We start from the raw sequence: 18,941 nt of genomic DNA on the forward strand, positions 1-18,941 counted from the left end.
TTGTTATTGGTTTGCAAGGTCGCTCAGGCGGCGACCTTGGGTGGAAATTTCGGTGCGTGCAGGCCCATCTTCATTGCCGTGTGGACCATGCCCATGATGTCTTCGTGGGCCAGGTCGAACAGGCGCTTGAGGTTAGGCAGGGCAAAGTACAGCGGCTGCAGGATATCAATGCGGTACGGCGTGCGCATGGCTTCGAGCGGGTCGAACGCCTGGTGCTCGGGCTCGCCGGACAGGCTGTAGACGGTCTCTTTCGGTGAAGAAAGAATGCCGCCGCCGTAGATCTTGCGACCTTGCGGGGTGTCGACCAGGCCAAACTCGATGGTCATCCAGTAGAGGCGGGCGAGGTACACGCGCTCTTCCTTGGTGGCCTGCAGGCCGAGCTTGCCATAGGTGTGGGTGAATTCGGCGAACCAGGGGTTGGTCAGCAGTGGGCAGTGGCCGAAGATCTCGTGGAAAATGTCCGGCTCTTGCAGGTAGTCGAGTTCTTCTTCGGTACGAATGAAGGTGGCTACCGGAAAGCGCTTGCTGGCCAGCAGTTCGAAAAAAGTCTGGAAGGGGATCAGGGCAGGTACCCGGGCAACTTGCCAGCCGGTGGTGGCGCCCAGCACCTTGTTGATCTCACCCAGCTGCGGGATACGGTCGTGAGGCAGGCCCAGCTGTTCGATGCCGTCCAGGTATTCCTGGCACGCGCGGCCTTCGATCACCTTCAATTGACGGGTAATCAGGGTGTTCCACACCGCGTGTTCCTGCTGCGGGTAGTCGATAAAACCCTGCGCATCGGGCTCGCGAGCCACGTATTGCGTCTGTTTCATGCTGCTCTCCTGCTGAGGGCCATTCTTGTTATGTGTTCAAGCCATTGCCCTAGTGATAACCCGCATTGGTCCGGTTTGCAGCGTCCTGACGGCAGCTTCGCGCTCGAACTGCCTCGGATTTTGTAACGATAACTTTACGAAATAGCCGGAATCCCGAAAAAACGGGTGCTTTAATCCTTGAAACTGCGGTTATCTGTCACATAATCTTTACGACTATTCTTCGGTCGCTGCAAAAACTTGCTTGCCGTGGCGCTTACCAGACCTTCTTGTAGGACATTTCATGCGTATTAAAGTGCATTGCCAGAACCGCATCGGCATCCTGCGCGACATTCTCAACCTGCTGGTGGAGTACGGCATCAACGTCGCCCGCGGTGAGGTCGGTGGCGAGCATGGCAATGCCATCTATCTGCACTGCCCGAACCTGATCAACCTGCAGTTCCAGGCCCTGCGGCCGAAATTCGAATCGATCGCCGGGGTGTTCGGGGTCAAGCGCGTCGGCCTGATGCCCAGCGAGCGTCGGCACATGGAGCTCAATGCCTTGCTCGGCGCACTGGATTTCCCGGTGCTGTCGATCGACATGGGCGGCTCCATTGTGGCTGCCAACCGCGCTGCGGCGCAGCTGCTCGGGGTGCGTGTCGACGAGGTGCCGGGCATTCCGCTGTCGCGTTATGCCGAGGATTTCGATCTGCCGGAGCTGGTGCGGGCGAACAAGTCGCGTATCAACGGCCTGCGGGTCAAGGTCAAGGGCGATGTGTTCCTCGCTGATATTGCGCCGCTGCAGTCCGAGCACGACGACAGCGAAGCCCTGGCCGGTGCGGTGTTGACTCTGCACCGCGCCGACCGCATAGGCGAGCGCATCTATAACGTGCGCAAGCAGGAGCTGCGTGGCTTCGACAGCATCTTCCAGAGTTCGCGGGTGATGGCTGCGGTGGTGCGCGAAGCGCGGCGCATGGCGCCGCTGGATGCACCATTGCTGATCGAAGGCGAGACCGGCACCGGCAAGGAGTTGCTGGCCCGTGCCTGTCACCTGGCCAGCCCCCGTGGCCAGGCGCCGTTGATGGCGCTCAACTGCGCCGGCCTGCCCGAGTCCATGGCCGAGACCGAACTGTTCGGTTACGGCCCGGGGGCGTTTGAAGGCGCGCGGGCCGAGGGCAAGCTGGGGCTATTGGAACTGACGGCAGGCGGCACGCTGTTCCTCGATGGCGTCGGTGAGATGAGTCCTCGCCTGCAGGTAAAACTGCTGCGTTTTCTGCAGGACGGCTGCTTTCGTCGGGTAGGCAGTGATGAAGAGGTGTACCTGGATGTGCGGGTCATCTGTGCCACCCAGGTCGATCTGTCCGAGTTGTGCGCCCGTGGCGAATTCCGCCAGGACCTTTACCACCGCCTCAACGTGCTGTCGCTGCATATTCCGCCGCTGCGCGAATGCCTGGACGGCTTGCCGCCGCTGGTCGAGCACTTCCTTGACCAGGCCAGCCGGCAGATCGGTTGCCCGCTGCCCAAGCTTGCGCCAGCGGCCATGGAGCGTTTGAGCCAGTACCACTGGCCGGGCAACGTGCGGCAACTGGAGAACGTGCTGTTTCAGGCCGTGTCGCTGTGTGACGGCGGGGTGGTCAAGACTGAACATATTCGCCTGCCGGACTACGGCGGCCGGCAACCCTTGGGCGAGTTTTCCCTTGAGGGCGACCTGGGGCAAATAGTCGGGCGTTTCGAGAAGGCAGTACTGGAGCGCTTGATGAGCGAATTTCCCAGCAGTCGGGCGCTGGGTAAACGCTTGGGAGTTTCCCACACCACTATTGCCAACAAGTTGCGTGAACATGCAGTCGGCAAAACGGATTAATTAATCTGGCGTTAATAAAGTATGGGTAATGCAGGCAGGTTATTAGTTGCAGGTGTACTGTCCAAATAGTGCAGCGCGCCTCGTTGAATGCCAACCGAGGCGCTGCAGGCGGTCAACCCGTTGGATCAACCGTTCGAGCACCCGTTACCCATCACCCGGTACTCGAGAATGTGGCGCTTGCCCTGGGAATCTTCGTAGGTCATGCGCGCCGGGACCACTTCGCAGACATTCGGCACTTCGCTCATGGAAATGACCTTGGCGATGTCCAGATGTTGCGAGTAACTGTACTGTTCAACCGGAATCTGCTCGGCGCCGCCATTTGCAACTTCGTCGGCCATGGCCACGCTGCAAAGACTACCCAGTGCCAATACCAGTAAAGCTTTCATCTTCATTTTTACCTGTCTAAGGTCGTAAGGGGGCACGCAGCGCTTGTGGCGCCGCGTGTACAGCAGGATCAACTATCACGATTATTTGCCGATTAACTTCCCTTCGTGGGGGGCTACAAGAAAGTTAATCGTGGTGCCGTTGCTGGCGAGGTGAATTCTAGGAGTGCGGCCTGCGCTTAAACAGCCACGGTTTTGATAAACACTGTTGGCAGAAACTGTAACAATCGCCTGGCAGACTGCCGGGTCATTTTATTTTTTCGCCGTGCAGGCCCGGCCTTGAGCCTTCGCGGTTTGTCGCAGGGAGAAAAGACCAGGGCGTTACTACCAACGTCGAATGGCCGGCGCAGTCTGGTACAGTTACAACGAGGTCATACAAAAACAACTATTACACCGAGGTAACAAAGATGAGTGCGGCTCCCCTGTATCCCGTTCGTCCCGAGGTTGCGGCCAAGACGTTGACCGACGAGGCGACCTACAAGGCCATGTACCAGCAGTCGGTGATCAACCCGGACGGCTTCTGGCGCGAGCAGGCTCAGCGCCTCGACTGGATCAAGCCTTTCACCAAGGTCAAGCAGACCTCCTTCGACGACCACCATGTCGATATCAAATGGTTTGCTGACGGCACTCTGAACGTTTCCTACAACTGCCTGGACCGCCATCTGGCCGAGCGCGGCGATCAAGTCGCGATCATCTGGGAAGGCGACGACCCTTCCGAACACCGCAACATCACCTACCGTGAACTGCACGAGCAAGTGTGCAAGTTCGCCAACGCCCTGCGTGGCCAGGATGTGCACCGCGGTGACGTGGTCACCATCTATATGCCGATGATCCCCGAGGCCGTGGTCGCCATGCTGGCTTGTGCCCGCATCGGTGCGATCCACTCGGTGGTGTTCGGCGGCTTCTCGCCCGAGGCACTGGCCGGGCGCATCATCGACTGCAAGTCGAAGATCGTCATCACCGCTGACGAAGGCCTGCGTGGCGGTCGTCGCACCGCACTCAAAGCCAACGTCGACCTGGCCCTGACCAACCCCGAAACCAGCAGCGTGCAGAAGATCATCGTCTGCAAGCGCACCGGTGGCGACATCGCCTGGCACCAGCACCGCGACATCTGGTACGAAGACCTGATGAAGGTTGCTTCCAGCCACTGCGCGCCGAAGGAAATGGGCGCCGAAGAAGCGCTGTTCATCCTCTACACCTCCGGCTCCACCGGCAAGCCCAAGGGCGTGCTGCACACCACCGGCGGCTACATGGTCTACGCCGCGCTGACCCATGAACGGGTGTTCGACTACCGTCCGGGCGAAGTCTACTGGTGCACCGCCGACGTCGGCTGGGTCACCGGCCACAGCTACATCGTCTACGGCCCGCTGGCTAACGGCGCGACCACCGTGCTGTTCGAAGGCGTGCCGAACTATCCGGACATCACCCGCGTGTCGAAGATCATCGACAAGCACAAGGTCAACATCCTCTATACCGCGCCGACCGCCATCCGCGCGATGATGGCTGAAGGTCAGGCTGCCGTCGCCGGTGCCGATGGTTCCAGCCTGCGCCTGCTGGGCTCGGTGGGCGAGCCGATCAACCCGGAAGCCTGGAACTGGTACTACCACACCGTCGGCAAGGAGCGTTGCCCGATCGTCGACACCTGGTGGCAGACCGAAACCGGGGGCGTGCTGATCAGCCCTCTGCCAGGCGCTACCGCGCTCAAGCCGGGTTCGGCGACCCGTCCGTTCTTTGGTGTGGTGCCGGCCCTTGTGGATAACCTTGGCAACCTGATCGAAGGCGCCGCCGAAGGCAACCTGGTGATCCTCGATTCCTGGCCGGGCCAGTCGCGCTCGCTGTACGGTGACCACGACCGCTTCGTCGACACCTACTTCAAGACTTTCCGCGGCATGTACTTCACGGGTGACGGTGCCCGTCGCGACGAAGACGGCTACTACTGGATCACCGGCCGCGTCGATGACGTGCTCAACGTCTCCGGCCACCGCATGGGCACCGCCGAGATCGAAAGTGCCATGGTCGCCCACCCGAAAGTCGCCGAGGCCGCAGTGGTTGGCGTGCCGCACGACATCAAGGGGCAGGGCATCTATGTCTACGTCACCCTCAATGGTGGCGTCGAGCCAACCGAGCAACTGCGCCTGGAGCTGAAGAACTGGGTGCGCAAGGAAATCGGCCCGATTGCCTCGCCGGATGTCATCCAGTGGGCGCCCGGCCTGCCGAAAACCCGCTCGGGCAAGATCATGCGCCGCATCCTGCGCAAGATCGCCACGGCCGAGTACGATGGCCTGGGTGATATCTCGACCCTGGCCGATCCGGGTGTGGTGCAGCACCTGATCGATACCCACAAGGACATGAGCAAGGCTTCGGCCTAAAGGTATCGCGGGGCAAGCCCGCTCCTACACAGCGATCGGGTCCACGCAAAGCCCTGCCGGGTTACTCCGGCGGGGCTTTGTGCTTTCTGTTACTTCGACAATCATCGGTAACCCTTCTGTCACCGCTTTCGCACAAAAGCGGGGCATTGCGAAACGCCACCGTACGTTTTCAGGGCATTTCAGCCACCCGTTTTCGCCTGCTGAAACGCTGCGCTTGCCGGATTAGAAGGCTTTGCCAATAATAGGCCCGCTTATTGCTTCATTGATTGGTTATTTGTCTTTTGCTTTTGCATATTCCGTGAAAGCTGTCAATATCTGCGCCCCCGCGTTCCTGCGCTTCTGTAACTAGTTGTCGCATTGAAGAAATATCGGCTTCGGAGCTGTCGTTAAAATGCCGATCACTCGCTCGTCGCGTCTGCTTCAATGCCGACCCTGCGCAGCTCGCGTTGTACCCATTCGCATATCGGGCAGTTCTCAACCCTGCCTCGTATTGCCCTTTACCGATGGAGTTCCAGATGAAGAAACTCGCACTGCTTGGCGCCCTGGCGCTGTCCGTGTTTTCCCTGGCAGCGCTGGCTGATGAGAAACCGTTGAAAATCGGGATCGAGGCCGCCTACCCACCGTTCGCTTTCAAGCAGCCTGATGGCAGCATCGCCGGCTTCGACTACGACATCGGTAATGCCCTGTGCGAAGAAATGAAGGCCAAGTGCACCTGGGTCGAGCAAGAGTTCGACGGCCTGATCCCGGCGCTGAAAGTGCGCAAGATCGACGCCATCCTGTCGTCCATGTCGATCACCGACGATCGCAAGAAGTCCGTGGACTTCACCGGCAAGTACTACCTGACCCCGGCACGCCTGGTGATGAAGGAAGGTACTGCGGTCAGCGAAGGCCTGACTGAGCTCAAGGGCAAGAAGATCGGCGTGCAGCGCGGCTCGATCCACGATCGCTTCGCCAAGGAAGTGTTCGGTGCGCAAGGCGCCACCATCGTTCCTTACGGCACCCAGAACGAAATCTACCTGGACGTCGCCGCTGGCCGTCTGGATGGCACCGTCGCCGATGCTACGCTGTTGGAAGACGGTTTCCTGAAGACTGATGCCGGTAAAGGCTTCGCCTTCGTTGGCCCATCGTTCACCGACGCCAAGTACTTCGGTGACGGCATCGGCATTGCCGTGCGCAAAGGCGACAAGGCCAACCTGGATCGCATCAACGCTGCCATCGCGGCCATCCGTGCCAACGGCAAGTACAAGCAGATTCAGGACAAGTACTTCAACTTCGACATCTACGGCCCAGACGCCAAGTAAATCGTCGACGTTTCACCTGTTCAATGGTGCAAGCAGCAGAGACTCTGAGGTTTGCACCATTTTTTCATCCCTAAGGTCGAGGACCTCATCATGTTGAAAGGCTACGGGGCAGTCATCCTCGACGGAGCGTGGCTGACGCTACAGCTCGCCTTGTCGTCCATGGCCCTGGCCATCGTGCTCGGTCTGATCGGTGTGGCGCTGCGTTTGTCGCCAGTGCGCTGGCTGGCCTGGCTCGGCGATCTGTATTCCACCGTGATCCGCGGGATTCCCGATCTGGTTCTGATCCTGCTGATTTTCTACGGCGGCCAGGATCTGCTCAATCGCGTCGCGCCGCTACTGGGCTTTGACGACTACATCGACCTCAATCCGCTGATGGCGGGTATCGGCACCTTGGGCTTCATCTTTGGTGCCTATCTGTCGGAAACCTTCCGCGGGGCGTTCATGGCCATTCCCAAGGGGCAGGCCGAAGCCGGCATGGCCTATGGCATGAGCAGCCTGCAAGTGTTCTTCCGGGTGCTGGTGCCGCAGATGATTCGCCTGGCGATCCCCGGCTTCACCAACAACTGGCTGGTCCTGACCAAGGCAACCGCACTGATTTCGGTAGTGGGCCTGCAGGACATGATGTTCAAGGCCAAGCAGGCGGCCGATGCCACCCGCGAACCTTTCACCTTCTTCCTGGCGGTAGCGGCGCTGTACCTGGTGATCACCAGTGTTTCGCTGCTGGCCCTGCGTTACCTCGAGAAGCGCTACTCGGTTGGCGTAAAGGCGGCTGATCTATGATTTTCGACTACAACGTCATCTGGGAAGCGCTGCCGCTGTACCTGAGCGGCCTGCTGACCACCCTCAAGCTGCTGGCGCTGTCGCTGCTGTTCGGTTTGCTGGCGGCGATCCCGCTGGGCCTGATGCGCGTTTCCAAGCAGCCTTTGGTGAACATGAGCGCCTGGCTCTATACCTACGTGATCCGCGGCACGCCGATGCTGGTGCAGCTGTTTCTGATCTACTACGGCCTGGCCCAGTTCGAAGCGGTGCGTGAAAGCTTCCTCTGGCCGTGGCTGTCCAGTGCAACCTTCTGTGCCTGCCTGGCCTTTGCCATCAACACCAGCGCCTATACCGCCGAGATCATCGCCGGCAGCCTCAAGGCCACGCCCCATGGCGAGATCGAGGCGGCCAAGGCCATGGGCATGTCGCGGGTCAAGATGTACCGCCGCATCCTCCTGCCATCGGCCCTGCGCCGGGCGCTGCCGCAGTACAGCAACGAAGTGATCATGATGCTGCAGACCACCAGCCTGGCGTCGATCGTCACCCTGATCGACATCACCGGTGCAGCGCGCACGGTCAACGCCCAGTACTACCTGCCGTTCGAGGCCTACATCACGGCCGGCGTGTTCTACCTGTGCCTGACCTTCATTCTGGTGCGCCTGTTCAAGCTGGCTGAGCGCCGCTGGCTGGGCTACCTGGCGCCGCGCAAGCACTGACGGCCTGCGCCCACTTTTTCGCCCTGAGCGTTAGCTCAAGACTGACTGCTTTGTGAGAATCGACAGCATGTACAAACTCGAAATCCAAGACCTGCATAAACGCTACGGCAGTCACGAAGTGCTCAAGGGCGTGTCCCTGGCGGCCAAGGCAGGCGACGTGATCAGCATCATCGGCTCCAGCGGTTCGGGCAAAAGTACCTTCCTGCGCTGCATCAACCTGCTCGAGCAGCCGCACGCGGGCAAGATCCTGCTCAACAACGAAGAGTTGAAGCTGGTAGCCAACAAGGATGGCGCGCTCAAGGCCGCCGATCCCAAGCAGCTGCAGCGCATGCGTTCGCGCCTGTCGATGGTGTTCCAGCACTTCAACCTGTGGTCGCACATGACCGCGCTGGAAAACATCATCGAAGCGCCGGTGCACGTGCTCGGCATGTCGAAGAAAGACGCCCTGGAAAAAGCCGAGCACTACCTGGCCAAAGTCGGTGTCGCCCACCGCAAGGACGCCTATCCTGGGCATATGTCCGGTGGTGAGCAGCAGCGCGTGGCGATTGCCCGGGCGCTGGCCATGGAGCCGGAAGTGATGCTGTTCGACGAGCCGACCTCGGCGCTCGACCCGGAGCTGGTTGGCGACGTGCTCAAGGTCATGCAGTCGCTGGCACAGGAAGGCCGGACCATGGTCGTGGTCACCCACGAAATGGGCTTTGCCCGTGAGGTGTCGAACCAGTTGGTGTTCCTGCACAAGGGGCTGGTGGAAGAGAGCGGCAACCCGCGCGAAGTGCTGGTCAATCCGCAGTCGGAACGTCTGCAGCAGTTCCTCTCGGGCAGCTTGAAGTAAGATTGCCGCTTTGCACCAAAATGGGTCATGCTGCGTATCAAGCGCAGCCTGACCAGGCTCTAACTTCTTGACCTCTCTCAGGTTTCGGACCGCATCCCATGACCACCCAGCGAATCGGTTTTCTCATCTGGCCCAGCACCAAAGCCCTGACCCTGGCGCTGGCCGAGGAGGTGTTGCGGGTAGCGCAGAAGGTTCATCCGGAAGTGGTCTACGAGTTGTCCTTCCTGCAGGCCGAAGCGCCTGGCGAAGGTGCCTGGCGCCTGCCGGGCGAGCCGTGGGCGGGCAAGCTCGAAGGCTGTCAGAAGCTGTTCCTGCTGGCGGACGAGCCGCCGCAGGCCGTGGCCTCGAGCCTGGCCAGCGCACTCAAGCAACTGGTGCGTGCCGGTTGCGTGGTCGGCGGCTTGTCGGCGGGGGTCTATCCGTTGGCGCAACTGGGCCTGCTCGATGGTTACCGGGCCGCAGTGCACTGGCGCTGGCAGGATGATTTCGCCGAGCGTTTCCCCAAGGTCATCGCCACCAGCCACCTGTTCGACTGGGACCGCGACCGCCTGACAGCGTGCGGCGGCATGTCGGTGATCGACCTGTTGCTGGCGGTGCTGGCCCGCGATCATGGTGCCGAGCTTGCCGGTGCGGTGTCGGAAGAACTGGTGGTCGAGCGCATTCGCGAGGGCGGCGAGCGCCAGCGCATTCCGCTGCAGAACCGCCTGGGCTCCAGCCACCCGAAGCTGACCCAGGCCGTGCTGCTGATGGAAGCCAATATCGAAGAGCCGCTGACCACCGACGAGATCGCCCAGCATGTATGCGTCTCGCGCCGCCAACTGGAGCGGATCTTCAAGCAGTACCTCAATCGCGTGCCGAGCCAGTATTACCTGGAGCTGCGGCTGAACAAGGCCCGGCAGATGCTGATGCAGACCAGCAAGTCGATCATCCAGATCGGCCTCTCTTGCGGGTTTTCTTCCGGGCCGCATTTCTCCAGTGCCTATCGCAACTTCTTCGGTGCCACGCCGCGCGAAGATCGTAACCAGCGACGAAGCAGCAGCCCGTTCGAACTGTCTTCGGTGCCGGCCGAGCGCGGTTGATTTTTGATCGCGGGACAAGTCGGGTCGCCGCGATCGAACCGCCCATACAGAATCTCCCGCATATTCCCCGCAGCGTTTAAACTGCGCCTTTGCGACCCTATTTGTCGCATTGCCGTAAGCCTTGGTAAAACAGGGTTTGGCGCTATAAGAAGTTGTCGCTTGGCGGCAAGGTCAGGCGCCGATCTGTCCTTACAATCCCCCCATCGCTCGCCAGTTCCAGGCAGGCGTTCCTCTTCAGGAGACTCCGATGTCCGCTCCGCAAGCTCCGGTGCAACGCGCCGATTTCGATCAAGTGATGGTCCCCAACTATGCGCCGGCGGCTTTCATTCCCGTCCGTGGAGCGGGCTCCCGCGTGTGGGATCAGGCGGGCCGCGAGCTGATCGATTTCGCCGGCGGCATCGCCGTAAACGTGCTTGGCCATGCGCATCCGGCGCTGGTTGGCGCCCTGACCGAGCAGGCCAACAAACTGTGGCACGTGTCCAACGTGTTCACCAACGAGCCGGCCCTGCGCCTGGCGCACAAGCTGGTCGACGCGACCTTTGCCGACCGTGCGTTCTTCTGCAACTCCGGTGCCGAAGCCAACGAGGCCGCATTCAAGCTGGCCCGTCGTGTCGCCCACGACCGTTTCGGCCCCGAGAAGCACGAAATCATCGCCACCGTTAACAGCTTCCACGGTCGTACCCTGTTCACCGTCAGTGTCGGCGGCCAGCCGAAGTACTCCGACGGTTTCGGGCCGAAAATCACCGGCATCAGCCATGTGCCGTACAACGACCTGGAAGCGCTCAAGGCACAGATCTCCGACAAGACCTGTGCTGTGGTCATCGAGCCGATCCAGGGTGAAAGCGGCGTGGTCCCGGCTGACGTTGCCTACCTGCAAGGCGCCCGCGAGCTGTGCGACAAGCACAACGCGCTGCTGATCTTCGACGAAGTGCAGACCGGCGTTGGCCGTACCGGCTCGCTGTTTGCCTATCAGCACTACGGTGTGACCCCGGACATCCTCTCCAGCGCCAAGAGCCTGGGCGGCGGTTTCCCGATCGGCGCCATGCTGACCACCGAAGACCTGGCCAAGCACCTGGCCGTCGGCACCCACGGCACCACCTACGGCGGCAACCCGCTGGCTTGTGCGGTGGCCAACGCCGTGCTGGATGTGGTCAACACCCCTGAAGTGCTGGCCGGCGTCAAGGCCAAGCACCAGAAGTTCAAGGCGCGCCTGGAGCAGATCGGCGAGAAGTACGGCCTGTTCACCCAGGTACGTGGCGTTGGCCTGCTGATCGGTTGCGTGTTGTCTGAAGCCTGGAAGGGCAAGGCCAAGGACGTCTTCAACGCCGCCGAGAAAGAAGGCCTGATGGTCCTGCAAGCCGGCCCGGATGTCGTGCGTTTCGCCCCGAGCCTGGTGGTCGAAGATGCCGACATCGACGAAGGCCTGGATCGTTTCGAGCGTGCCGCGGCAAAACTGACTCAGGCCTGATTCACGCCTGCAGTCCTGTCATCGGCCCTGCGGGGCCGGTGATACCGAATTCCAGAGCAGGTGCCTGCGGGCGCCTGCTGTTTTTATCTGAGCCGGCGGATGTCGGCCTGTATACCCGAAAGGAGTGACACCATGCTGGTGATGCGCCCCGCGCAAATGGCTGATCTGGGCGAAGTGCAGCGTCTTGCCGCAGACAGCCCCATTGGTGTCACGTCCTTGCCGGATGATGCCGGTCGCCTGAGCGACAAGATTGCCGCTTCGGAAACCTCCTTCGCCGCTGAAGTCAGCTTCAACGGTGAAGAGAGCTACTTCTTTGTTCTCGAAGACAGCAGCAGCGGCAAGCTGGTCGGCTGCTCGGCCATCGTTGCCTCGGCCGGCTATTCCGAGCCGTTCTACAGCTTTCGCAACGAGACCTTCGTGCATGCGTCGCGCGAGCTGAAGATCCACAACAAGATCCACGTCCTCTCGCAGTGCCACGACCTGACCGGCAACAGCCTGCTGACCAGCTTCTACGTACTGCCGGAACTGGTCGGCAGCGGCTGGGCCGAGCTCAACTCCCGTGGCCGCCTGCTGTTCATGGCCGCCCACCCGGAGCGCTTTGCCGAATCGGTGGTGACCGAGATTGTCGGCTACAGCGACGAGCATGGTGATTCGCCGTTCTGGGACGCCATCGGGCGCAACTTCTTCGACCTCAACTACGCCGAGGCCGAGCGCCTGTGCGGCCTCAAGAGCCGGACCTTCCTGGCCGAGCTGATGCCCCATTACCCGATCTACGTGCCTCTGCTGCCGGACGCCGCGCAGGAGGCCATGGGCCAGGTGCATCCGCGGGCGCAGATCACCTTCGACATCCTGATGCGCGAAGGCTTCGAGACCGATCACTACATCGACATTTTCGACGGCGGCCCGACCCTGCATGCGCGGGTTTCCGGGATCCGCTCGATTGCCCAGAGCCGGGTGATGCCGGTCAAGCTGGACGACTCTGCCAGCAAGGGCGGGCGCCCGTACCTGGTCAGCAATGGCCAGTTGCAGGACTACCGCGCAGTGCTGCTGGAGCTCGACTGGGCCCCCGGCAAGCCGGTCAGCCTCAGTCTTGAAGCCGCCGAAGCCCTGGGCGTCGGCGAAGGCGCCAGCGTGCGTCTGGTCGCGGTTTGATCCCTGCGGTTCGATAATCGAGCACCCAGGTCGAGTTTTGCGGCAGGCCAAAGGCCGCCGCCCGAGGAGATAGCATGATCGTTCGTCCCGTACGCAGCAGCGATTTACCCGCGCTGATCGAGCTGGCGCGCAGCACCGGCACCGGCCTGACCACCTTGCCGGCCAATGAAGAGCGCCTGTCGCACCGGGTCGGCTGGGCCGAGAAAACCTTCCGTGGCGAAGCCGAGCGCGGCGATGCCGACTACCTGTTCGTGCTGGAAAACGACGAAGGCGTGGTGGTGGGTATCTCTGCCATCGCCGGCGCGGTCGGCCTGCGTGAGCCCTGGTACAACTACCGGGTCGGCCTGACCGTCAGCGCTTCCCAGGAGCTGAACATCTACCGGGAAATTCCCACCCTGTTCCTGGCCAACGACCTGACCGGCAACTCCGAACTGTGCTCGCTGTTCCTGCGCGCCGATCACCGCAGTGGCCTCAATGGCCGCCTGCTGGCCAAGGCGCGGTTGCTGTTTATCGCCGAGTTCCCGGAGCTGTTCGGCAACAAGATCATTGCCGAAATGCGCGGTATGTCCGACGAGCAGGGTCGTTCGCCGTTCTGGGAAAGCCTGGGCCGGCACTTCTTCAAGATGGAATTCAGCCAGGCCGACTACCTGACCGGTGTCGGCAACAAGGCCTTCATTGCCGAGCTGATGCCCAAGTTTCCGCTGTACACCTGCTTCCTCTCGGAAGCGGCGCGCAACGTCATTGGCCGTGTGCACACCGACACAGAGCCTGCGCTGGCGATGCTCAAGAGCGAAGGTTTCAGCTACCAGGGCTATGTCGATATCTTTGACGCAGGCCCTGCGGTGGAGTGCGAGACCGCCAAGATTCGTGCGGTGCACGACAGCCAGGCACTGGTGCTGGCTGTTGGCACTCCAGGCGACGATGCCACCCCCTTCATCATCCACAACCGCAAGCGTGAAGACTGCCGCATTACTGCCGCACCGGCGCGCCTTGCTGCCGGCACCCTGGTGGTCGATCCTCAGACCGCCAAACGCCTGCGCCTGAGCGCTGGTGACCAGGTGCGTGCGGTACCACTGTCTGCTGCCCGGGAGGCCAAATAATGACGACTCACTTTATCGCCGGCAGTTGGCAGGCAGGGCAGGGCGAAGCGCTGCAATCACTTAACCCGGTCAGCCAGCAGGTTGTCTGGCAAGGCCAGGGCGCCAACGCCGGGCAGGTCGACAGTGCGGTCAAGGCCGCGCGCCAGGCCTTTGCCGGCTGGGCGCTGCAGTCGCTGGAAGCGCGCATCAGCGTGCTCGAAGCCTTTGCCGCGGCGCTCAAGGCCAATGCCGACGAGCTGGCGCGCTGCATCGGTGAAGAAACCGGCAAGCCGCTGTGGGAAGCCGCCACCGAAGTGACCAGCATGGTCAACAAGGTAGCGATTTCGGTACAGAGCTACCGCGAACGCACCGGTGAAAAGAGCGGCCCGCTGGCCGATGCCACCGCCGTGCTGCGCCATAAGCCTCACGGTGTGGTTGCAGTGTTCGGCCCGTACAACTTCCCCGGCCACCTGCCCAACGGGCATATTGTCCCGGCGCTGCTGGCCGGTAATACCGTGGTGTTCAAGCCCAGCGAGCTGACTCCGAAAGTCGCCGAGCTGACGGTCAAGTGCTGGATCGACGCCGGCCTGCCGGCAGGCGTGCTCAACCTGGTCCAGGGCGCCCGCGAAACCGGCGTGGCCCTGGCTGCCAACCCGGGCATCGACGGCTTGTTCTTCACCGGCTCCAGCCGCACCGGCAACCTGCTGCACCAGCAGTTCGCCGGGCGCCCGGACAAGATCCTGGCCCTGGAGATGGGCGGCAACAACCCGCTGGTGGTCGACGAGGTCAAGGACCTTGACGCTGCGGTGTACACCATCATCCAGTCGGCGTTCATTTCCGCCGGCCAGCGCTGCACCTGCGCGCGCCGCCTGCTGGTGCCGCAAGGCGCCTGGGGCGATGCGCTGCTCAAACGCCTGGTCGAAGTGAGCAAGAACATTACGGTCGGTGCCTTCGACCAGCAGCCGGCGCCGTTCATGGGCTCGGTGATTTCCCTGGGCGCGGCCAAGGCACTGCTCGATGCTCAGGCGCACCTGCTCGGCAACGGCGGCGTGTCGCTGCTGCCAATGACCAAGCCGCAAGCCACCGCTGCCCTGCTGACCCCGGGCATCATCGATGTCAGCGCAGTCGCCGAGCGCCTGGACGAAGAGTTCTTCGGCCCGCTGCTGCAGGTGATTCGCTACAGTGATTTCGATGCGGCCATCGCCGAGGCCAACAACACCCAGTACGGCCTGGCCGCCGGCCTGTTGTCCGATTCCCACGCGCGCTATCAGTACTTCTGGCTGCAAAGCCGCGCCGGCATCGTCAACTGGAACAAGCAACTGACCGGCGCCGCCAGCAGCGCGCCATTCGGTGGCGTGGGCGCCAGCGGCAACCACCGCGCCAGTGCCTATTACGCGGCTGATTATTGCGCTTACCCGGTAGCCTCGCTGGAGACCGCCAGCCTGACCCTGCCTGCGACACTGACGCCCGGCGTCTCCCTATAACAAAAGGTCCACGGAGCCTTGCCGATGAAATCGTTTGAAGTGAATTTTGATGGTCTGGTCGGACCGACGCACAACTACGGCGGGCTGTCGTACGGTAACGTTGCTTCGCAAAGCAACAGCCAGCAGGCATCCAACCCGCGTGAAGCGGCGCGTCAGGGCCTGGCGAAGATGAAGGCGTTGATGGAGATGGGCTTCCAGCAGGGCGTACTGGCCCCGCAGGAGCGCCCGGACGTGGCAGCACTACGCCGCCTGGGTTTCACTGGAACCGACGCACAAGTGATCGAGCGTGCCGCCAAAGAGGCCATGCCGTTGCTGGTCGCCAGCTGCTCGGCCTCGAGCATGTGGGTGGCCAACGCCGCCACCGTCAGCCCCAGTGCCGACACTGCGGACGGCCGCGTGCACTTCACCGCCGCCAACCTCAACTGCAAGTACCACCGCAGCATCGAGCACCCGACCACCAGCCGCGTGCTCGGCGCCATGTTTGCTGATAACAAGCATTTTGCCCACCACGCCGCTTTGCCGGCGGTAGCGCAGTTCGGTGACGAAGGCGCGGCCAACCACACACGTTTCTGCCGCAGCTACGGCGAGGCTGGTGTGGAGTTCTTCGTCTATGGCCGCAGCGCCTTCGACACCCGCTACCCGGCGCCACAGAAGTACCCGGCACGCCAGACGCTTGAGGCGTCGCAAGCCGTCGCACGCCTGCACGGCCTGAGCGAGGAGGGCGTGGTCTTCGCCCAGCAGAACCCGGCGGTGATCGACCAGGGCGTGTTCCACAACGACGTGATCGCGGTAGGTAACGGCGAAGTGCTGTTCTACCACGAGGACGCCTTCCTCGAGACCGAGGCGATGCTTGGCGAACTGCAGGCTAAACTGGCTAAACGAGGCGGCAACTTCAAGGCGATCTGCGTACCGCGCTCGGCTGTGACGGTAGAGGACGCGGTGCGTTCGTACCTGTTCAACAGCCAGTTGCTGTCGCGCGCCGATGGTTCGATGCTGCTGATCGTGCCGGAAGAGTGTCGCAACAACGAGCGGGTCTGGGCCTATCTGTCGTCCCTGACCCGCTCGGGCGGGCCGGTCGGCGAGGTCAAGGTCTTCGACCTCAAGCAAAGCATGCAGAACGGTGGCGGGCCGGCGTGCCTGCGCTTGCGTGTGGCATTGAATGAAACGGAACTGGCGGCGGTCAATCCAGGCGTTATCATGACCGCACCGCTGTACGACACCTTGACCCAATGGGTCGACAAGCACTACCGCGATCGCCTGAGCGAAACCGACCTGGCCGATCCGCAGCTGTTGCTGGAATGTCGTACGGCACTGGATGAACTGACCCAGATCCTCAAACTGGGTTCGGTCTATCCGTTCCAACTCCAACCTTGAGAGAGAACTCGACTATGTCCGACGCCCTGCAGCTGATCCTTGAAGATGAAGATGGTACCCAGCTGGAAACTTCCTGCACCCGCTTTGCGGTGGTCTGGCAAGGCAAGGAGGTATGGATTCAGCAGGATGGCCGTGGTCAGCTGCTGATCGGCGTCGACGTTGAAGAAGACGACACCGAGTACGCCAACCTGCTGCTGCGCCCGCTGGCCACCAACCTGGTGAGCCTGCAGCTGGAAATGGAACCGGCCGATGCCGGCGACGATGATGATCACGTCCATGGTCCCGATTGCGGCCACCATCACTAAGGAATAGCCCATGCTCGCCCTCGGCAAACTGCTTGAACTGACCCTGGCTGGTCGTGAACCGGCAGAGAAGACCCAGCTGACTGTCGAAGGCGTACGCATGCGCTGGCTCGGCGAGGGCGCCCTCGAAGTGCGCCCGCCCGATGCCCTTGACAATGGCCTGGACCTGCTGCTGTCGGCGGGTATCCATGGCAACGAAACCGCACCGATCGAGCTGCTTGACCGGTTGCTGCACGACATTGCCCGCGGCGATCTCAAGCCGCGCGCGCGTATTCTGTTCCTGTTCGGTAACCCTGACGCGATCCGCCGCGGCGAGCGTTATATCGAGCAAGACGTCAACCGCCTGTTCAATGGTCGCCACGATCAGACCAGCGGCCCCGAGGCCCTGCGCGCCTGCGAGCTGGAGCGCCTGGCGGCGACTTTCTTCAGTGTGCCTGATCGCACCCGCCTGCATTACGACCTGCACACCGCCATTCGCGGTTCGAAGATCGAGCAGTTCGCGCTCTATCCGTACAAGGAAGGCCGCCAGCATTCGCGCCGCGAACTGGCGCGCCTGAGCGCGGCCGGCATGGAGGCGGTGCTGCTGCAGAGCAAGGTGTCGATCACCTTCACGGCCTACACCTATGAGCAACTGGGGGCCGAAGCTTTTACCCTGGAACTTGGCAAGGCGCGGCCGTTCGGAGAGAACGGCGCGGTCAACGTCGATCGCCTGGAAACCCGCCTCAAACAGATTATCGATGGCACCGAACCCGAGCCGCCTGAGGCCCTGGATGGATTGAAACTGTTCAGCGTGGCGCGCGAGATCATCAAGCACAGCGAGCATTTTCGCTTGAACCTGCCGGCCGATGTCGAGAATTTCTCAGAGCTCGAACCCGGCTATCTGCTGGCCGAGGACATCGCCGATACCCGCTGGATTGTCGAAGAGCAGGGCGCGCGCATCATCTTCCCCAACCCGAAAGTCAAGAACGGCCTTCGGGCGGGGATTTTGATCGTGCCCGCCAACCCCGAACAGCTAGGCTGATTGGGTGGGAGCGGGCTTGCCCCGCGATTGCGATCTACCTGCTGCATCGCATCGCGGGACAAGCCCGCTCCTACAAGGTTATTCAGCCGGCCATCTTCTGTGGCACTTCATTGCGACGCAGAGCGCGCAACTTCTGCAACGTATCGGCACAGGTCTTGGCCGCTTCGGCACCCTTGACCAGGAAGTGTTCGAAGTAGAAGTTCTGGTGCTCGTCGCCGGCATGGAAGTGGTGCGGGGTCAGCACTACCGAGAACACCGGCACTTCGGTTTCCAGTTGCACCTGCATCAGGCCGCTGATCACCGACTGGGCGACGAACTCGTGGCGGTACAGGCCGCCATCGACCACCAGGCCGGCAGCCACGATGCCAGCGTAGCGGCCGCCACGGGCCAGCAGCTTGGCGTGCAGGGGGATCTCGAAAGCGCCGCCGACTTCGAAGAAGTCGATGTCGCTGGGCTGATAGCCTTGTTTACCCATTTCCTCGACGAATGCCTTGCGCGCCTGGTCGACAATATCTTTGTGCCAGCAAGCCTGGATGAAGGCGATGCGCTCGTGGGAAGGGTTCTTGCTATCGATTGCGGTAGGTTGCATTGAAACGGACTCCTGTTTGTATGAGAAACAGGGCGCTGGATCGAAGGGGATTTCGCCGTGCAGGTGCAAAGCGACAGGCGCGGCTGCGCCTATCCCGTTCTCTCTTTATCCGGACTATGACCGTCGGCCCCGGAATCACACCGGGTCTGCTGACCTTACAGGCTGGCCTGCAAGCGCTCGCGGGCTATGCGCATTGCGCGCAATTACCGCCGGTGGGGAATTGCACCCCGCCCTGAGAACGTTGCCACCGGTATCGGCGGCGGGGAATTATTAGCACAGATGTCAGGTAAACGTATAGGCTGCTAACGGTTTTTTCCGGATGAACGACATTTCATCAGGGAAACCTTGCCAATTTTTTTATACGGCCCCAGTAATACCGTGTCA

General features: G+C 61.8%; 17 protein-coding genes and 1 riboswitch. Of the genes, 14 read left to right on the plus strand and 3 right to left on the minus strand.

The genetic code is table 11. The features are described 5' to 3' along the window. Window positions 1-23: 23 nt before the first annotated feature. On the minus strand, window positions 24-812 hold the full coding sequence (phhA, locus tag LOY34_RS07345) for a phenylalanine 4-monooxygenase (RefSeq protein ID WP_045200144.1): 789 nt from the start codon (window positions 810-812) through the stop codon (window positions 24-26). Window positions 813-1,092: 280 nt separating this feature from the next. Here phhA and LOY34_RS07350 point away from each other — a divergent pair, with 280 nt between their 5' ends. Beyond that, window positions 1,093-2,649: a sigma-54-dependent transcriptional regulator gene (locus tag LOY34_RS07350; RefSeq protein ID WP_093385747.1), complete on the plus strand. Its 1,557-nt coding sequence runs from the start codon at window positions 1,093-1,095 to the stop codon at window positions 2,647-2,649. A 125-nt stretch (window positions 2,650-2,774) separates the two neighbouring features. Here LOY34_RS07350 and LOY34_RS07355 read toward each other — a convergent pair whose 3' ends face one another. Then, a complete protein-coding gene (locus tag LOY34_RS07355; protein WP_045200148.1) occupies window positions 2,775-3,035 on the minus strand; it encodes a DUF2790 domain-containing protein in 261 nt (86 codons plus the stop codon). Between the two features lie 404 nt (window positions 3,036-3,439). Between LOY34_RS07355 and acs the strand changes: the two genes are divergently transcribed. From acs to astE, 13 genes are all read left to right on the plus strand, one after another. Further along, a complete protein-coding gene (acs, locus tag LOY34_RS07360) occupies window positions 3,440-5,401 on the plus strand; it encodes an acetate--CoA ligase (RefSeq protein ID WP_045200150.1) in 1,962 nt (653 codons plus the stop codon). Between the two features lie 515 nt (window positions 5,402-5,916). Further along, the gene (locus LOY34_RS07365; protein ID WP_045200152.1) at window positions 5,917-6,702 is read left to right on the plus strand and encodes an ABC transporter substrate-binding protein; all 786 of its coding nucleotides are present in this window, start codon (window positions 5,917-5,919) and stop codon (window positions 6,700-6,702) included. 90 nt (window positions 6,703-6,792) lie between these two features. After that, entirely contained in the window at window positions 6,793-7,482 is a 690-nt protein-coding gene (locus LOY34_RS07370; RefSeq protein ID WP_045200553.1) for an ABC transporter permease, read from the plus strand. Beyond that, a complete protein-coding gene (locus LOY34_RS07375; protein ID WP_045200154.1) occupies window positions 7,479-8,177 on the plus strand; it encodes an ABC transporter permease in 699 nt (232 codons plus the stop codon). The genes LOY34_RS07370 and LOY34_RS07375 overlap by 4 nt, the downstream gene beginning before the upstream one ends. Before the next feature lie 67 nt (window positions 8,178-8,244). Further along, complete coding sequence (locus LOY34_RS07380) at window positions 8,245-9,009, plus strand: ABC transporter ATP-binding protein (RefSeq protein WP_045200156.1); 765 nt, start codon at window positions 8,245-8,247, stop codon at window positions 9,007-9,009. A 98-nt stretch (window positions 9,010-9,107) separates the two neighbouring features. Continuing rightward, the gene (argR, locus tag LOY34_RS07385; RefSeq protein WP_010226652.1) at window positions 9,108-10,088 is read left to right on the plus strand and encodes a transcriptional regulator ArgR; all 981 of its coding nucleotides are present in this window, start codon (window positions 9,108-9,110) and stop codon (window positions 10,086-10,088) included. A 247-nt stretch (window positions 10,089-10,335) separates the two neighbouring features. Then, window positions 10,336-11,556 carry an aspartate aminotransferase family protein gene (locus LOY34_RS07390; RefSeq protein WP_045200160.1) on the plus strand — a complete coding sequence of 407 codons (1,221 nt, stop codon included), beginning with the start codon at window positions 10,336-10,338 and terminating at the stop codon, window positions 11,554-11,556. Between the two features lie 132 nt (window positions 11,557-11,688). Then, window positions 11,689-12,708 (plus strand): arginine/ornithine succinyltransferase subunit alpha, encoded by a 1,020-nt coding sequence (aruF, locus tag LOY34_RS07395; RefSeq protein ID WP_045200162.1) that lies wholly within the window; start codon window positions 11,689-11,691, stop codon window positions 12,706-12,708. A gap of 74 nt (window positions 12,709-12,782) precedes the next feature. Beyond that, window positions 12,783-13,808 (plus strand): arginine N-succinyltransferase, encoded by a 1,026-nt coding sequence (astA, locus tag LOY34_RS07400; protein ID WP_045200164.1) that lies wholly within the window; start codon window positions 12,783-12,785, stop codon window positions 13,806-13,808. Then, window positions 13,805-15,271, plus strand: a complete 1,467-nt coding sequence (astD, locus tag LOY34_RS07405) for a succinylglutamate-semialdehyde dehydrogenase (RefSeq protein ID WP_195885967.1) — start codon at window positions 13,805-13,807, stop codon at window positions 15,269-15,271. The genes astA and astD overlap by 4 nt, the downstream gene beginning before the upstream one ends. 24 nt (window positions 15,272-15,295) lie before the next feature. Beyond that, complete coding sequence (gene astB / locus LOY34_RS07410; protein ID WP_195883349.1) at window positions 15,296-16,645, plus strand: N-succinylarginine dihydrolase; 1,350 nt, start codon at window positions 15,296-15,298, stop codon at window positions 16,643-16,645. Between the two features lie 14 nt (window positions 16,646-16,659). Further along, complete coding sequence (locus LOY34_RS07415) at window positions 16,660-16,950, plus strand: topoisomerase II (protein ID WP_045200170.1); 291 nt, start codon at window positions 16,660-16,662, stop codon at window positions 16,948-16,950. 10 nt (window positions 16,951-16,960) lie between these two features. After that, window positions 16,961-17,968, plus strand: a complete 1,008-nt coding sequence (gene astE / locus LOY34_RS07420; RefSeq protein WP_195883350.1) for a succinylglutamate desuccinylase — start codon at window positions 16,961-16,963, stop codon at window positions 17,966-17,968. A gap of 82 nt (window positions 17,969-18,050) precedes the next feature. Here the strand turns inward: astE and LOY34_RS07425 are convergent, their stop codons facing one another. Next, window positions 18,051-18,557, minus strand: a complete 507-nt coding sequence (locus LOY34_RS07425) for a 6,7-dimethyl-8-ribityllumazine synthase (RefSeq protein WP_123567962.1) — start codon at window positions 18,555-18,557, stop codon at window positions 18,051-18,053. Between the two features lie 92 nt (window positions 18,558-18,649). Further along, window positions 18,650-18,801: riboswitch (FMN riboswitch) on the minus strand. Between the last annotated feature and the right edge of the window lie 140 nt (window positions 18,802-18,941).

This window comes from Pseudomonas sp. B21-009 (assembly GCF_024749345.1).
Lineage (GTDB): Bacteria > Pseudomonadota > Gammaproteobacteria > Pseudomonadales > Pseudomonadaceae > Aquipseudomonas.

What these genes read in the sequence shown, in the direction of transcription:
- phhA (WP_045200144.1), bottom strand. Translation starts at nt 812, where the DNA reads ATGAAACAGACGCAATACGTGGCTCGCGAGCCCGATGCGCAGGGTTTT.
- LOY34_RS07350 (WP_093385747.1), top strand. Translation starts at nt 1,093, where the DNA reads ATGCGTATTAAAGTGCATTGCCAGAACCGCATCGGCATCCTGCGCGAC.
- LOY34_RS07355 (WP_045200148.1), bottom strand. Translation starts at nt 3,035, where the DNA reads ATGAAAGCTTTACTGGTATTGGCACTGGGTAGTCTTTGCAGCGTGGCC.
- acs (WP_045200150.1), top strand. Translation starts at nt 3,440, where the DNA reads ATGAGTGCGGCTCCCCTGTATCCCGTTCGTCCCGAGGTTGCGGCCAAG.
- LOY34_RS07365 (WP_045200152.1), top strand. Translation starts at nt 5,917, where the DNA reads ATGAAGAAACTCGCACTGCTTGGCGCCCTGGCGCTGTCCGTGTTTTCC.
- LOY34_RS07370 (WP_045200553.1), top strand. Translation starts at nt 6,793, where the DNA reads ATGTTGAAAGGCTACGGGGCAGTCATCCTCGACGGAGCGTGGCTGACG.
- LOY34_RS07375 (WP_045200154.1), top strand. Translation starts at nt 7,479, where the DNA reads ATGATTTTCGACTACAACGTCATCTGGGAAGCGCTGCCGCTGTACCTG.
- LOY34_RS07380 (WP_045200156.1), top strand. Translation starts at nt 8,245, where the DNA reads ATGTACAAACTCGAAATCCAAGACCTGCATAAACGCTACGGCAGTCAC.
- argR (WP_010226652.1), top strand. Translation starts at nt 9,108, where the DNA reads ATGACCACCCAGCGAATCGGTTTTCTCATCTGGCCCAGCACCAAAGCC.
- LOY34_RS07390 (WP_045200160.1), top strand. Translation starts at nt 10,336, where the DNA reads ATGTCCGCTCCGCAAGCTCCGGTGCAACGCGCCGATTTCGATCAAGTG.
- aruF (WP_045200162.1), top strand. Translation starts at nt 11,689, where the DNA reads ATGCTGGTGATGCGCCCCGCGCAAATGGCTGATCTGGGCGAAGTGCAG.
- astA (WP_045200164.1), top strand. Translation starts at nt 12,783, where the DNA reads ATGATCGTTCGTCCCGTACGCAGCAGCGATTTACCCGCGCTGATCGAG.
- astB (WP_195883349.1), top strand. Translation starts at nt 15,296, where the DNA reads ATGAAATCGTTTGAAGTGAATTTTGATGGTCTGGTCGGACCGACGCAC.
- LOY34_RS07415 (WP_045200170.1), top strand. Translation starts at nt 16,660, where the DNA reads ATGTCCGACGCCCTGCAGCTGATCCTTGAAGATGAAGATGGTACCCAG.
- astE (WP_195883350.1), top strand. Translation starts at nt 16,961, where the DNA reads ATGCTCGCCCTCGGCAAACTGCTTGAACTGACCCTGGCTGGTCGTGAA.
- LOY34_RS07425 (WP_123567962.1), bottom strand. Translation starts at nt 18,557, where the DNA reads ATGCAACCTACCGCAATCGATAGCAAGAACCCTTCCCACGAGCGCATC.